The organism is Pseudomonas sp. PS02303, assembly GCF_029959925.1.
GTDB lineage: Bacteria > Pseudomonadota > Gammaproteobacteria > Pseudomonadales > Pseudomonadaceae > Aquipseudomonas > Aquipseudomonas mandelii.
Genome location: NZ_JASCOM010000147.1, coordinates 1 through 14656 on the forward strand (window position 1 = coordinate 1; position 14656 = coordinate 14656).

Consider the following 14656-nt stretch of genomic DNA (forward strand, 5'->3'; position numbering starts at 1 on the left):
GGAGCTTGCTCCCGCTGGGGCGCGAAGCGGCCCCCGCTCTTCATCTGAAAAGCGGGGCCTGCTGCGCAGTCCAGCGGGAGCAAGCTCCCTCGCCACAGGGTTTGTGTTCACGGTTGGGTGGGGATCGTGTCCTCATCGCGGCGATGGGCGAGCTGATACAACGCCGGCAATATCAGCAGTGTCAGGATGGTGGAGGACAGGATTCCACCGATCACTACGGTTGCGAGCGGTCGCTGCACTTCCGCGCCAGTACCGGTCGCCAGCGCCATCGGAATAAAGCCCAGGGACGCCACCAGCGCCGTCATCAACACCGGGCGCAAACGTGTCAGCGCTCCAACGTTGATCGCATCAGACAGTGAACGCCCCTCCTCCCGCAGGTTGCGGATGAACGCGATCATCACCAGCCCGTTGAGCACCGCGACCCCCGACAGCGCGATGAAGCCCACCCCCGCCGAGATCGACAACGGAATATCCCGCAACCACAGCGCCATGACCCCGCCGGTCAACGCAAACGGAATCCCGGTGAACACCAGCAAGCCATCCTTGAGGTTGTTGAACATCATGAACAGCAACCCGAACACCAGCAGCAACGCCACCGGCACCACGATCCGCAGGCGCTTGGCTGCCGATTGCAGTTGCTCGAACTGCCCGCCCCAACTTGTCCAGTAACCCGCGGGCACCTGCACCTCTCGCTCGATCACCTCGCCCGCCTCTGCGACGAACGAACCGATATCGCGCCCGCGCACGTTGGCGCTGACGATCACCAGGCGCTTGCCGTTCTCACGGCTGACCTGATTGGGTCCCAGCACCAGATCAAGGCTGGCGACTTCCTTCAAGGCAATAAAACCAATCTGATCGGCCGCGGCATTGAGCGGTGCCGGCACCGGAATCAACAGCGCCGACAAACCGTCGATGTCCTTGCGCATGGCATCGGACAATCGCACCACCATGTCGAACCGTCGGTCGCCCTCATACAATGTGCCGGCCTGACGCCCACCCACCGCGACGGCAATGGTGTCCTGCACATCGCCGATGTTGAGCCCGTAACGCGCCGCCTTGTCGCGGTCGATGTTGATGGTCAGCACCGGCAGCCCGGTGGTTTGTTCGACCTTGACCTCGGACGCACCGTTGACCTTCTGCATCGCGGCGGCAATCTTCGCTGCCGTGGCGTTGAGCACGTCCATGTCATCGCCGAACACTTTGACCGCGACGTCGCTGCGCACACCGGAGATCAGTTCGTTGAAGCGCAACTGGATCGGCTGCGACAGTTCATAGTTGCTGCCCGGCAACGTCGCGGCGGCCTGTTGCAGTTGCGCCATCAGGGTTTCGCGAGACTTGCCCGGATCCGGCCATTGCTCTTTTGGCTTGAGCATCACGTAGCTGTCGGAGATGTTCGGCGGCATCGGGTCGGAGGCGATTTCCGCGGTGCCGGTGCGGGCGAACACCCGCTCGACTTCCGGCACTTTGTTGAGGATCAACGTCTCCAGACGCTGCTGCATGTCCACCGATTGCGTGAGGCTGGTGCCCGGCACGCGCAAGGCTTGCAGGGCGAAATCACCTTCGCTGAGACTCGGCACAAACTCGCTGCCCATGCGGCTGGTCAGCACGCCGCTGAGCACGATCACACCCAGCGCTGCGCCCACCGCCACGGCGCGATGGTTCATCACCCACGCCAGCGCCGGCGCATACACCCTGCGCGCACTGCGCATCACGATGCCCTCTTCTTCCTTGACCTTGCCGGTGACAAACAACGCAATCGCCGCCGGCACAAAGGTCACCGACAGCAGCATGGCGCCGAGCAACGCGATCACCACCGTGAACGCCATCGGGTGGAACATTTTCCCTTCGACGCCGCTCAGGGCGAAGATAGGCAGGTACACGACCATGATGATCAACTGACCGAATATCAGCGGTCTCCGCGCCTCTTTGGCCGCCGCAAACACTTCATGGAAGCGCTCGGAACGGGTCAGCAATCGTCCGTGATGCTGCTGCGCATGGGCCAGCCGTCGCAGGGTGTTTTCGACAATCACCACCGCGCCGTCGACGATGATGCCGAAGTCGAGTGCCCCCAGGCTCATCAGGTTGGCGCTGACCTTGTTGCTGAACATGCCGGTGAAAGTGAACAGCATCGACAGCGGAATCACCATCGCGGTAATCAATGCCGCACGGATGTTGCCCAGGAACAGGAACAGAATTGCGATCACCAGAATCGCACCTTCAATCAGGTTCTTTTTCACGGTAGCGATGGCTTTGTCCACGAGGTGCGTGCGGTCGTACACCGGCACCGCGATCACGCCTTTGGGCAGCGATCGGTTGATCTGTTCCAGCTTGCTGGCGACGGCCTGGGACACGGTGCGGCTGTTTTCGCCGATCAGCATGAACACGGTGCCGAGCACCACTTCACGGCCGTTCTCCGTAGCCGCGCCGCTGCGCAGCTCGCGGCCGATGTCCACGGTGGCGACGTTCTTCACCCGAATCGGCGTGCCATCGACGTTGGCCATGACGATATTGGCGATGTCCTCGGTGCTCGCCACTTGTCCCGGCGCACGAATCAGCAACTGCTCACCGCTGCGCTCGATGTACCCGGCGCCGACGTTGGCGTTATTGCGCTCAAGCGCCGTGATCAGGTCGGTGAGGGTCAGCTTGTACGCCGCCAGCCGTTTCAGATCGGGAGCGATCTGGTATTCCTTGGCAAAGCCGCCGATGGTGTTGATCTCGGCCACACCAGGGACGTTGCGCAGTTGCGGCTTGATGATCCAGTCCTGAATCACCCGCAGATCCGTCGGTGTGTAGGCGCTACCGTCATCCTTGAGCGCACCGTCTCTGGCTTCCACGGTCCACAGGAAAATTTCGCCGAGGCCGGTGGAAATCGGCCCCATCACCGCTTCGGTGCCCTCGGGCAATTGCTCCTTGGCGATCTGCAACCGCTCGTTGACCAATTGCCGGGCGAAGAACAGGTCGGTACCGTCCTTGAAAATCACCGTGACTTGCGACAGCCCCGAACGCGACAGCGAACGGGTCTGTTCCAGCGCCGGCAGACCGGCCATGGCGGTTTCAATCGGGAAGGTGATGCGCTGCTCGGTTTCCAGCGGCGAGAACCCGGCGGCGCCGGTGTTGATTTGCACCTGGACATTGGTGATGTCGGGCACGGCGTCGATCGGCAGTTTTTGATAACTGGCGATCCCGAGGCCGGCCATGAGCAGAACGGCGAGCAGCACGATAATGCGCTGCTCGATGGCAAACTGGATCAGGCGTTCGAACATGAGAACCTTCCACGGATTAATGGGCGTCTTCAGCGCGCTTTTTAATGACTGTGCTCGGCCGAGGCTTTGCCCAGTTCCGATTTGAGAACGAAGCTGCCGGCGCTGGCGACTTGCACACCGGCGTCCAGCCCTTGAGTGACTTCCACCAAACCGGCCGCGCGGCTGCCCAACTCCACCGCCTGCGCCTTGAAGCCATCGTCGGTGCGCAAGAACACCGTGGGTTTGTCCTCGACGGTCTGGATAGCGGCTTCCGGCACGGTGACCCTGGCCTGACGGCTGTCGGTCGCTACACGCGCCGTGACGAACAACCCCGGACGCCACGAGCCCTGCGGATTCTCCAGGGTCACGCGAACGGTGGCCGTGCGGGTCTGTTCGCCGAGCAGGCTGCCGACATAGGCCACCGTGCCGGTGACCTCGGCGTTGAGTTCCGGCGCGCTGACGGTGACGGCTTTACCCACTTGCACCTTGTTCAGATCCTTGGGCGAAACGCCGAACGTCACCCAGACCCGCGACAGATCCGAGAGCGTGAAGGCCGCCGTGGTTTCATCGACTACCTCACCCGGTGCCAAGTGTTTTTCCACCACCATGCCGTCGAACGGCGCGCGCAGTTCATAGCGATTGCCGCCGGTGGCGACCACGCTCCCGCTGAGCACGCTGATTTTCTGTCGGGCGTTGTTCACGGCGATTTCGGCTTCTTCCAACGCCTGTTTTGCCTGCAACACGTCCTGCTCGGCGGAGATCTTGTCGTCCCACAGCTTTTTCTCGCGCTCATAAGTGGTGCGGGCCAAGGCCAAACGACGTTGCGCGGCCGCCTGTTCACTACGCTGATCAGAAATCTGCTGACTGGCGATCACCGCCAGCAACTGGCCCTTTTTCACCGGCTGCCCGAGGTTGACCGCCACCGACTCGACCACCCCGGGAACCCGCGGCACAACGTGGGCGGTGCGATCCTCGTCAAAGCGCACTTCGCCCGGGAACGACAGGCCGGAACTGATGCTCTGCGCCCGCGCCTCGGCCAGTTCAATACCCGCCGCCGCAATCTGTTCGGCACTCAACTTGATGCGCCCTTCTTCGCCATGCTCGCCCTCGGCTGCCGCGTTTTCTTCAGCGTGATCCGCGTGCTCTGCCGCTTCATCGGCGTGGGCCTCAAGCGGTGCCTTGCCCGCCCACATCGAACCGATACCCATGCCCAGCACCAACGTCGCCACCACGACACCCATCAGTTTTTTATCCATGGAAACTCCTCTGCGCCGTACCGTCGCGCAGTGATCAAAAGGGTGAAATTCAAGGGTTGACGACGAGGTCGCCGAAGATCCGTTCGATGCGCACGCGAGCGTCTGTCGCCTCGCTGACGGCCTGGATGTATTGGCTGCGGGCGCTGATCAGAGTGCGCTGGGCATCGAGCACGTCGAGAAAACCGAACTTGCCCATTTCGAAGCCGCGCGTGGCGCTCTCAACCGCATTTTGTGCGGCGGGCAGAATGGTCTGATTGAACGCCTGGACTTCGCCGTTGGCGGTCTGCCACTGCTCAAGGGTGGTCTGGATTTCAGTGCGCAAGCGCAGTTCGGTGGCGTTGCGCAGATCCCGCGCCTGATCGGTGCGGCGTGCCGCCGCCAGCACGTTGCCCTGATTGCGGTTGAACAGGGGAATCGGCATCGACAGGCCGACGACGTTGACCCGCTCACGCTCGGTTTCGCTGTATTGGCTGCCGATGCTCACGGTCAGGTCGGGGATGCGCCGGGACTTTTCCAGCCCCAGCGACGCTTCGCGCTGGCTGATCTGGAGCTTGGCCAGGCGCAGCTCGGCGGTCTCGTCGAGACGCTCAAGCAAACGGGTCGGCGGCGGCACTGTCGGCAGGTTTTGCGTGGCGGTCTGTACGGTGGCCGAAGTCGGCAACGGTGCGCCCATGACCTGCGCCAGTTGTTGATAAGCGTTGGCTTGATCGCGCTCGGCACGGCTCAGTTCCAGACGTACTTCCGAGCGTTGCACATGCGCCCGCGTGCCTTCGACCGGCGACGACTTGCCCGCCTCGATTCGCCCCTTGGCCACGCGCAAGCCATCCTCGGCCAGTTGCAGCGACTGGCGGGACAGTTGCAGTCTTTGCTGCGCGGTTTGCGCACGGTTGAACGCCTGAATCACATCGGCGCGCAGGGCATTGCGCTTGCGCTCCAGTTCGATCCCGGCGGCATCCTGGGCGCGGCTGGCGACATCGATCCGCGCGCCGCGCTTGCCGCCCAGTTCAATCGGCTGGCTGAGCATCACAGTGGTGGTGCGCGAATCGCGGCGGGTGTCCTCGGCTTCCCACGACAATTCGGGATTGGGGATCAGTCCGGCCTGTTTGCGCTCACCCTCAGCGATGCCAATTTCCCATTGGGCCGCGGCCAGATCCGGGTTGCCGGCAAAGGCTGTTTGCAGGGCCTGATCCAGGGTCAGGGTCGATGCCCCCGCAAGGCTTGTACTGGCCAACAACAGAATGCCGCTGGCTGTTTTTTTCAGGCGTGACCGCGCCGTCAGGTGTGTTAAACCGGGCAATTGGAAGTCTTCCTTTATTCAAGAATCTTTGATGCCGCCACGGTAGGGTTTTGAACTTATCGACAAGGTGACAGGAGCATTACAAATCCGTTATCCACGGTTGGCTGAAGTTGTTTTGTTCTAGGATGCGAAGTGCACCAGGGCTTTGTCGCAATGTATGGAAACAAATACTCGGCACTTATCTGCCGAACAGCACTTGCTGGATGCAATACATGGCTATTGACGCATTCTTGCTGCGACAGGCTGTCGCAGACCGCCGATTTAAAGGCCTCGGACGTTGACCCTGTAGCCACTACAGCCTTTACCGTATCCGCCATTCAGTGATCGAAACTCATTCGGACCCTTTACCAAAACAACAACTTCCCGCTCAACTTAATTAAATATCCCTTAAATAAAAGTGGTGATAGATCATGCGAATCCTTGTCGTCGAGGACGAGCTTAAAACTGCCGAATACTTGCATCAGGGTTTGACCGAAAGTGGTTATATCGTTGACCACGCGGCCACCGGCGCGGATGGATTGCATCTGGCGCAACAGCAGGCCTATGACCTGATTATTCTCGACGTGAATCTGCCGGAACTGGACGGCTGGGACGTACTGGAACAACTGCGCCGCACTCACTCCACCCGGGTCATGATGCTCACGGCGCGCGGGCGTCTGGCGGACAAGATTCGTGGCCTCGATCTGGGCGCGGATGATTATCTGGTCAAGCCGTTCGAGTTTCCCGAACTTCTCGCACGGGTGCGCACCCTGATGCGCCGCAGCGAGAACATCCCGCTGCCACAGGTACTGAAAGTCGCCGATCTGGAACTCGACCCCTGTCGTCATCGTGCGTTTCGTGGCAAGCAACGCATCGACCTGACCACCAAGGAGTTCGCCCTGCTGCATCTGTTGATGCGCCAGTCCGGCGAGGTGCTGACACGCACGCAGATCATTTCGCTGGTGTGGGACATGAACTTCGACTGCGACACCAACGTGGTCGAAGTGTCGATCAGGCGTTTGCGGGCAAAGATCGATGACCCGTTCGACAACAAGTTGATCCACACCCTGCGCGGTGTCGGTTACGTGCTGGAGTCGCGGGAATGAAGCCGGCCAGCCTGTCGATGCGGCTGGGGCTGACGGTCAGTATTCTCGGCGCGCTGCTGGTGGTGTCCCTGGCGATCCTGGCGTATTTCGCACTGACCCATGAGCTGAACGCGTTATCCAGGGACGGTCTGGAGAAGAAGATGGAGCAGGTCGAACACAGCCTGTCGCTGTACACCGACACCGGCGAAATCAGTGCGAAACCGCACATTCTGCTCGATCAGGTCATGGGCCATGACAACCTCACGCTAACGATTTACGACCGCAGCAACCTGCGCACGCAACTGCTCAAATCCGGCACCGGCATGGCCGATCCACGACTTGAATTGAAGGTGGTGCGGGCCGTCAGCGACGAGTTGGCCTACGCCACCAGCACTGACGCCGAGGGGGCGAAATTCCTCACGGCGTCCAGGCTGATCAGCCTCAAGGACGGCACCCGTGTCCCGGTGCTGTTGTCGATGGACAACGCCCACAATGAGGCCTTGCTCAGCGCCTACCTGCGCTCGACCCTGATTGCCTTGCCGTTGCTGCTGATCTTTATCGGACTGAGTGCCTGGGGTGCGGTGCAGCGTGGTCTGGCGCCGATGCGCGAGTTTCGCAAAGTGGCGGCGATGGTCTCGACTCAGGATCTGGATCATCGGCTGTCGGTGGTGAATATGCCCCAGGAGCTGAGTGAGTTGGCGCAGGGCATCAACTTCATGCTGCATCGCCTCGATACCGGTGTGCAGCAGCTGTCACAGTTCTCCGATGATCTGGCGCATGAGCTGCGCACGCCGATCAACAATTTGATGGGCAAGGCGCAGGTGACGTTGTCTCGCGAACGCAGCGTGGATGAGTACAAGGATGTGCTGGTGTGCTGCACTGAAGAACTGGAGCGCGTGGCGCGGATCGTCTCGGACATGCTGTTTCTGGCACAGGTCAGTCACCCGTCGGCACTCGTGCCGTTCGAGTCGGTTGCCCTGGAAGAAGAAGCCTGGAAAGTCGCCGAGATGTTCTTCCTGTCGGCGCAGGACAAGCAGATCCATTTGAACGTGGTCGGCCGTGCGCGGGTGATGGGTGACCGGTTGATGATTCAACGGGCGATCTCGAATTTGCTGTCCAACGCGCTACGCCACTGCCCGGTCGGGAAAACCGTGACGCTGCTGATTGAGCGCGGCGCGACCCAGGTTTCGTTGCTGGTCAGCAACCCGGGCGCGGGGATTGAGGCACAGCATCTGCCGCACCTGTTTGATCGGTTCTACCGAGTCGATAGCAGCCGCTCGCGTTCACAGGGCAGCACCGGGCTGGGGTTGGCGATAGTGCGGTCGATCATGAGCCTTCATCAGGGTGTGGCCGAGGTGAAGAGCTTGCCGGGTGCGATGACGGTGTTTCGGTTGGGATTTCCTGCAGTTGACGGGGTGGAGCGCTGAGCCGGTCACACAGGCTGTGAACACCGCAGCTCATTGTGGGCGTGAGCCTGCTCGCGATGGCAATGGATCAGACGCTAAAGAAAACGGCACCTCTCGGTGCCGTTCTGCTTCACACGATCGAGCTATTTATTTACGCGCCGCCTCCCACGATTTCAGCAGTTCGGCATAACTCACGGTTTCACCCTTGGGCTTCTCGTTCGCCAGTTTCGGCTTCGGTGCACCCGGCTGATCGAACCAGTATTGAGCATCGCGCTCCGGGTTCATTTTCGGTGCGCAGGTGGCTTGAGCCTTCGAGCGTTCCAGACGCGCCATGATCGCGTCCTGATCCTTGGCCAGGCCATCCAGCGCCTGTTGCGGAGTCTTCTCGCCGCTGGCCGCTTCCGCGATGTGGCTCCACCACAGTTGAGCCAGACGTGGATAGTCCGGCACGTTGGTCCCGGTCGGGGTCCATTGCACGCGGGCCGGGCTGCGATAGAACTCGACCAGACCGCCGAGTTTCGGTGCCAGGTCGGTCATGGCTTGCGAGTTGATGTCCGACTCGCGAATCGGCGTCAGGCCGATAATGGTTTTCTTCAGCGACACGGTTTTCGACGTGACGAATTGCGCATAAAGCCAGGCCGCCAGTTTCTGCTTCTCAGGCGTGGACTTCATGAACGTCCACGAACCCACGTCCTGATAACCGAGCTTCATGCCCTCTTCCCAGTACGGTCCGCGTGGCGATGGCGCCATGCGCCATTTCGGCGTGCCGTCGGCGTTCATCACCGGCAGGCCCGGTTTGGTCATGTCGGCGGTGAACGCGGTGTACCAGAAGATCTGTTGGGCGATGTTGCCTTGGGACGGCACCGGGCCGGATTCGGAGAAGGTCATGCCCGCTGCTTCCGGTGGCGCGTAGGCCTTGAGCCAGTCGACGTATTTCTGCGTCGCGTAGACCGCCGCCGGGCCGTTGGTGTCGCCACCACGGGTCACGCTGGAACCGACCGGGTGGCAATCCTCGACGCGGATGCCCCACTCGTCCACCGGCAAGCCATTGGGAATGCCTTTGTCGCCGGCACCGGCCATGGAGAACCAGGCATCGGTGAAGCGCCAGCCGAGGGACGGGTCTTTCTTGCCGTAGTCCATGTGCCCGTAGACGCGCTTGCCGTCGATTTCCTTGACGTCTTCACTGAAGAACTTGGCGATGTCTTCATAGGCCGACCAGTTCACCGGAACGCCCAGTTCATAACCGTATTTTTCTTTGAATTTCGCTTTCAAATCCGCCCGCTCGAACCAGTCGGCGCGAAACCAGTACAGGTTGGCGAACTGTTGGTCAGGCAATTGATAGATCTTGCCGTCCGGTGCAGTGGTGAACGAAATGCCGATAAAGTCCTTGAGGTCCAGGGTCGGCGAGGTGAAGTTCTTGCCTTCGTTGGCCATCAGGTCGGTGATCGATTCGGTCTTGCCGTAGCGAAAGTGCGTACCGATCAGGTCCGAGTCGTTGACCCAACCGTCATAGATGTTTTTGTCCGACTGCATCTGGGTTTGCAGCTTTTCCACCACGTCGCCTTCTTGCAGCAAGTCGTGGGTCAGCTTGATCCCGGTGATTTCGGTGAAGGCCTTGGCCAGGGTTTTGGATTCATATTCGTGGGTCGCGATGGTTTCCGAAACCACCTTGATGCTCATCCCGCGAAACGGCTCGGCGGCCTTGATGAACCACTTCAGCTCTTCGAGCTGCTGCTCTGGCGTAAGGGTGGACGGCTTGAACTCGCTGCCAATCCATTTCTTCGCGGCGTCTTCGTAGGCATCGGCCCAGGCCGAAGCGCTCAGACCGCTGAGTGCCAGCATGGCTGCCAATGAAATGCTATGTCGCAGCTTATTGTTTTTGTCGAACATAGAGACCTCCTGTTTGGTTTTCGGAGCAACATTGCCGATCGATTTCGACTAGCCCCAACGCATCACAGCCAACAGCCACACCAGGGACAACGCGAACGCAACCCAGATGCTCCAGTCGGTGACGCCGATTACCAGCAAATGCAGGTAGGCGCTGCCGAGAAGACCGATAAACAGCCGATCGCCACGGGTGGTGGCAATCGGCAAGAAACCACGCCGAGGGACACTCGGCGAACGTAATTCCCAGGTCGTCATGCCCGTCAGAATCAGGCCAATGACAATGAAGAATGCCGCAGTGGGGACCGTCCAGCTCATCCATTCCATCATCAGCTCCTCAGACCCGGCCCAGGGCAAAGCCCTTGGCCACGTGGTTGCGAACAAACCAGATCACCAGCATGCCCGGCAGGATGGTCAACACCCCCGCCGCTGCCAGCACGCCCCAGTCGATGCCCGACGCCGAGACCGTGCGGGTCATCACCGCCGCGATCGGCTTGGCATTCACCGATGTCAGCGTTCGCGCCAGCAGCAGTTCGACCCAGGAAAACATAAAGCAGAAGAACGCCGTGACGCCGATCCCGGAACCAATCAGCGGGACGAAAATCTTCACGAAGAACTTGGGGAAACTGTAGCCGTCAATGTAGGCGGTCTCGTCGATTTCTTTCGGAACGCCGGACATGAAGCCTTCCAGAATCCAGACCGCCAACGGCACGTTGAACAGGCAATGAGCCAGCGCCACGGCGATGTGCGTGTCGAACAGACCAATCGAGGAATACAGCTGGAAGAACGGCAACAGGAACACCGCCGGCGGCGCCATGCGGTTGGTCAGCAGCCAGAAAAACAGGTGCTTGTCACCGAGAAAGCGGTAGCGCGAGAACGCGTAAGCCGCCGGCAACGCCACGCTCAGGGAAATGATCGTGTTCAGGCTCACGTAGTACAGCGAGTTGAGGTAGCCGTTGTACCAGCTCGGATCGGTGAAGATCACCTTGTAGTTGGCGAAGGTGAAATCCTGCGGAAACAGCGTCAGACCGCCGAGGATTTCAGTGTTGCTCTTGAAGGACATGTTCAGCAGCCAGTAGATCGGCACCAGCAGGAACAGGATGTAGATCAGCAACGGAATAAGCTTTCTCTTGCTCATGGCGGACCTCAGCGGTTGGCGTCAGAGTGAGTCATGGCGGTGTAGAACAGCCAGGACACCAACAGGATGATCAGGAAGTACACCAGCGAGAAAGCCGCCGCCGGGCCGAGGTCGAATTGCCCTACGGCCATCTGGGTCAACGTCTGACTCAGGAAGGTCGTGGCATTCCCCGGACCACCGCCCGTGAGGACGAAGGGCTCGGTGTAAATCATGAAACTGTCCATGAACCGCAGCATCACGGCGATCAACAGCACGCTCTTGAGCTTGGGCAACTGGATATGTCGGAAAACTGCCCAGGCCGAGGCCCGATCAATCCGCGCCGCCTGGTAGTACACGTCCGGAATGGCCCGCAAACCGGAAAAGCACAACAGCGCCACCAGTGACGTCCAGTGCCAGACGTCCATCACCAGCACCGTGACCCAGGCGTCCATGGTATTGGCCGCATAGTTGTAGTTGATGCCCATGGCCTTGAGGCTGGCACCGAGCAGACCGATGTCCGCACGGCCGAAAATCTGCCAGATGGTGCCGACCACGTTCCACGGAATCAGCAGCGGAATCGCCAGAATGATCAGCACCAGCGATGACCAGCGGCCCTTGGTCGGCATGGTCAGGGCGATGGCGATGCCCAACGGGATTTCGATCAGCAGCACGCAGCCGGAATAGATGAATTGCCGCAGCAGGGAGTCGTGCAGGCGCGGATCAAGCAGCACCTGTTTGTACCAGTCGGCACCGACGAAATAACGACTGGACTGGTCGAAGATGTCCTGCACCGAGTAGTTGACCACGGTCATCATCGGGATCACCGCACTGAACGCCACCAGCAGAAACACCGGCAGGACCAGCCACCAGGCCTTGTTGTTCTGCACCTTGTTCATGGCTGCACCTCCAGAAGGTAATCGTCCGCATAGACCATCAACCACTGCGCCGGGAAGCTGATCCAGGCCGTGCCCTCCGGTACCGGTTTGTCTTCGGCCAGACGCACTTTCAACGGCGCGCCGTCGAGGTTCAGGGTCATGATCTTGTAGGTGCCGAGGTCTTCGACGTGTACGACTTGTGCCTGCATCGCGTCATCGAACGGCTCATCCCACACGTGCACGAACTCCGGACGGATGCCGACCTTCAGGGTTTTCCACTCGGACTCGGCGATACGTTTCTGTTGTGCGTCGGATAAAGGCAGATGCGTCGAAGCAAAACCGACGCCGCCCGGTTGTGGCTGCACCTCGATCAGGTTCATCCCCGGGCTGCCAATGAAATAGCCGACAAAGGTGTGGGTCGGCCGCTCGAACAATTCCCGCGGGGTGCCGAATTGCACGATCTGGCCGCCGTACATCACCGCGATCTTGTCGGCGAAGGTCGACGCTTCGAGTTGATCGTGGGTGACGTAGACCATGGTGATGTTGAACTGCTCGTGGATCTGCTTGAGCTTGCGCCGCAGTTTCCACTTCAGGTGCGGGTCAATCACCGTCAGCGGTTCATCAAAGAGGATGGCCGAAACGTCGTCGCGGACCAGTCCACGGCCCATCGAGACTTTCTGTTTTTCGTCGGCGGTGAGGTTGCGCGCCTTTTTGCTCAGCAGCGCCTGGAGGTCAAGGACCTCGGCAATTTCCTGCACCTTGCTGTGAATTTTCGCCTCGGCCATGCCCTGATTGCGCAGGGGGAAGGCCAGGTTGTCGAACACCGTCATGGTGTCGTAGACCACCGGAAACTGGAAAACCTGAGCGATGTTGCGCTTCTCGGGAGTCAGGTCGTTGACCACTTTGCTGTCGAACAGCACTTGGCCCTGAGACGGGCTGAGCAACCCGGAAATGATGTTGAGCAGCGTCGATTTGCCGCAGCCCGAAGGCCCGAGCAAGGCATAAGCACCGCCCTGTTCCCAGACGTGGTCCATCTCGCGGATCGCGTAATCCTCGGGGCCGGTCGGCGTGCTGGTGTAGCTGTGGGCGAGGTTCTGCAAACGGATTTCGGCCATCAGGCAACCCTCGCGATACGGCGACCGGGCGCCTGGACCAGCCGCCCCTGCGCATCGAACACAAACAGTTTATGGGTCGGGATATAGATGCGGATCGGCGCATCGACGTCGTATTCGTGGACGCCGGGCAAGTGCAGCACCAGCAGGAAATGCTCGTTGCGCACGTGCAGGAAGGTTTCCGAACCGCTGATCTCGGCGACCTCGACGGTCACCGCGAGTTCGAGGTCATCGTCGTTGCTCGGCACCAGTGAGATATGGCTTGGGCGCACGCCAAAGCGGAACTCGCCCTCGCCCACCGGGCGCAAATCGACGTTCAACGGGAAGTGCACAAAATTGGCGAAGCTCACTTCGTTACCGGCAATCCGTCCCGGCATCAGGTTGATCGGCGGCTCGGAGAACAATTCGGCAGCCAGCACGGTTTTTGGCTGGTGATAGACCTCGGAGGATTTACCGCTCTGGACCACCCGGCCTTCGTGAAGAATGGTGGTGGTGCCGCCAAGGGCCAGTGCTTCGTTGGGTTCGGTGGTGGCGTAGATGGCGATGGTGTGCCGGGCCTTGAACAGCTCGCGCATTTCCTGGCGCAGTTCTTCGCGCAACTTGTAGTCGAGGTTCACCAGCGGCTCGTCGAACAGAATCAGCTCGGCATCCTTGACCAACGCCCGGGCCATCGCGGTGCGCTGCTGTTGGCCGCCAGAAAGCTCCAGCGGATAGCGCTTGAGGAATTTCTCGATGCGCAGCATCTTCGCGGTTTCCAGCACTTTGCTCTGGATCAACTCGTTGGAGACACCGCCCTGGCGCAATGGCGAAGCGATGTTGTCGAAGACGGTCATGGTCGGGTAGTTGATGAACTGCTGATAGACCATCGACACGTTGCGCAAACGCACCGGGCATTGTGTGACATCGACACCGTTCATCAGGATTCGGCCGCTGTCGGGCTTGTCCAGGCCCGCCATCAGGCGCATCAGACTGGTCTTGCCGGACAGCGTGCGCCCGAGCAAAACGTTGAAGGATCCGGGTTCGAAACTCAGGCACGCATCGTCGATCCAGGTCTGGCCCTCGACGGTACGGCAGACGTGCTCCAGGGTTAATGACATGGCTCGGCCTTTTTATTATTTGGAGTCAAGCGACCCAGGCTGTAGAGCGAGTTTCATGCCAGAAAATGCAAGCTATTGATCTGCTTTGAAAATGTTTGAAGTGATGGCAAATCAACGTTCGTTGCTGAACAGAAATGAACAACGGCGACTGAACAATTGAACAATCCAGCCGTTGACAATGAACAATAGTGAACAACACTCTACGGATGCTTTTTGCCTTCCCGCGAGCAAAAACCTGTGGGAGCGAGCCTGCTCGCGATAGCGGTGGATCAGTCGACATCAGTATTGACTGACCCACCGCTATCG

Annotated in this window: 11 protein-coding genes; 2 read left to right on the forward strand and 9 right to left on the reverse strand. The window is 60.1% G+C overall.

The window, feature by feature from the left end; genetic code table 11:
• Positions 1–107: 107 nt before the first annotated feature.
• The 3 genes from QMX98_RS24155 to QMX98_RS24165 are packed head-to-tail and all read right to left on the reverse strand — an operon-like array spanning position 108 to position 5795.
• Complete coding sequence (locus tag QMX98_RS24155; RefSeq protein ID WP_282411482.1) at positions 108–3263, reverse strand: CusA/CzcA family heavy metal efflux RND transporter; 3156 nt, start codon at positions 3261–3263, stop codon at positions 108–110.
• 41 nt (positions 3264–3304) lie between these two features.
• Entirely contained in the window at positions 3305–4498 is a 1194-nt protein-coding gene (locus tag QMX98_RS24160) for an efflux RND transporter periplasmic adaptor subunit (RefSeq protein ID WP_282411483.1), read from the reverse strand.
• 49 nt (positions 4499–4547) lie between these two features.
• Positions 4548–5795 carry a TolC family protein gene (locus QMX98_RS24165; RefSeq protein ID WP_282411484.1) on the reverse strand — a complete coding sequence of 416 codons (1248 nt, stop codon included), beginning with the start codon at positions 5793–5795 and terminating at the stop codon, positions 4548–4550.
• Between the two features lie 410 nt (positions 5796–6205).
• On the opposite strand from QMX98_RS24165, the gene QMX98_RS24170 reads away from it, so the two are divergent.
• Positions 6206–6880 carry a heavy metal response regulator transcription factor gene (locus QMX98_RS24170; RefSeq protein ID WP_010458829.1) on the forward strand — a complete coding sequence of 225 codons (675 nt, stop codon included), beginning with the start codon at positions 6206–6208 and terminating at the stop codon, positions 6878–6880.
• The gene (locus QMX98_RS24175) at positions 6877–8286 is read left to right on the forward strand and encodes a heavy metal sensor histidine kinase (protein ID WP_172790602.1); all 1410 of its coding nucleotides are present in this window, start codon (positions 6877–6879) and stop codon (positions 8284–8286) included. The genes QMX98_RS24170 and QMX98_RS24175 overlap by 4 nt, the downstream gene beginning before the upstream one ends.
• Before the next feature lie 126 nt (positions 8287–8412).
• Here the strand turns inward: QMX98_RS24175 and QMX98_RS24180 are convergent, their stop codons facing one another.
• From QMX98_RS24180 to QMX98_RS24205, 6 genes are read right to left on the reverse strand one after another with little or no spacing between them, the layout of a single operon-like run.
• Entirely contained in the window at positions 8413–10155 is a 1743-nt protein-coding gene (locus QMX98_RS24180; RefSeq protein WP_010458827.1) for an ABC transporter substrate-binding protein, read from the reverse strand.
• Between the two features lie 48 nt (positions 10156–10203).
• Positions 10204–10476 (reverse strand): DUF2160 domain-containing protein, encoded by a 273-nt coding sequence (locus QMX98_RS24185; RefSeq protein ID WP_010458826.1) that lies wholly within the window; start codon positions 10474–10476, stop codon positions 10204–10206.
• A gap of 10 nt (positions 10477–10486) precedes the next feature.
• Positions 10487–11287 carry a carbohydrate ABC transporter permease gene (locus QMX98_RS24190; protein ID WP_010458825.1) on the reverse strand — a complete coding sequence of 267 codons (801 nt, stop codon included), beginning with the start codon at positions 11285–11287 and terminating at the stop codon, positions 10487–10489.
• 8 nt (positions 11288–11295) lie between these two features.
• Positions 11296–12162, reverse strand: a complete 867-nt coding sequence (locus QMX98_RS24195; RefSeq protein WP_010458824.1) for a sugar ABC transporter permease — start codon at positions 12160–12162, stop codon at positions 11296–11298.
• Positions 12159–13256 carry an ABC transporter ATP-binding protein gene (locus tag QMX98_RS24200; protein WP_077748734.1) on the reverse strand — a complete coding sequence of 366 codons (1098 nt, stop codon included), beginning with the start codon at positions 13254–13256 and terminating at the stop codon, positions 12159–12161. The genes QMX98_RS24195 and QMX98_RS24200 overlap by 4 nt, the downstream gene beginning before the upstream one ends.
• A complete protein-coding gene (locus QMX98_RS24205) occupies positions 13256–14350 on the reverse strand; it encodes an ABC transporter ATP-binding protein (RefSeq protein WP_282411485.1) in 1095 nt (364 codons plus the stop codon). Before QMX98_RS24205 ends, QMX98_RS24200 begins: the two co-directional genes overlap by 1 nt.
• Positions 14351–14656: the final 306 nt, after the last annotated feature.

Excerpts from the sequence above, each read along its gene's own strand:
- QMX98_RS24155 (WP_282411482.1), bottom strand. The coding sequence starts at position 3,263 with ATGTTCGAACGCCTGATCCAGTTTGCCATCGAGCAGCGCATTATCGTG.
- QMX98_RS24160 (WP_282411483.1), bottom strand. The coding sequence starts at position 4,498 with ATGGATAAAAAACTGATGGGTGTCGTGGTGGCGACGTTGGTGCTGGGC.
- QMX98_RS24170 (WP_010458829.1), top strand. The coding sequence starts at position 6,206 with ATGCGAATCCTTGTCGTCGAGGACGAGCTTAAAACTGCCGAATACTTG.
- QMX98_RS24175 (WP_172790602.1), top strand. The coding sequence starts at position 6,877 with ATGAAGCCGGCCAGCCTGTCGATGCGGCTGGGGCTGACGGTCAGTATT.
- QMX98_RS24180 (WP_010458827.1), bottom strand. The coding sequence starts at position 10,155 with ATGTTCGACAAAAACAATAAGCTGCGACATAGCATTTCATTGGCAGCC.
- QMX98_RS24185 (WP_010458826.1), bottom strand. The coding sequence starts at position 10,476 with ATGGAATGGATGAGCTGGACGGTCCCCACTGCGGCATTCTTCATTGTC.
- QMX98_RS24190 (WP_010458825.1), bottom strand. The coding sequence starts at position 11,287 with ATGAGCAAGAGAAAGCTTATTCCGTTGCTGATCTACATCCTGTTCCTG.
- QMX98_RS24195 (WP_010458824.1), bottom strand. The coding sequence starts at position 12,162 with ATGAACAAGGTGCAGAACAACAAGGCCTGGTGGCTGGTCCTGCCGGTG.
- QMX98_RS24200 (WP_077748734.1), bottom strand. The coding sequence starts at position 13,256 with ATGGCCGAAATCCGTTTGCAGAACCTCGCCCACAGCTACACCAGCACG.
- QMX98_RS24205 (WP_282411485.1), bottom strand. The coding sequence starts at position 14,350 with ATGTCATTAACCCTGGAGCACGTCTGCCGTACCGTCGAGGGCCAGACC.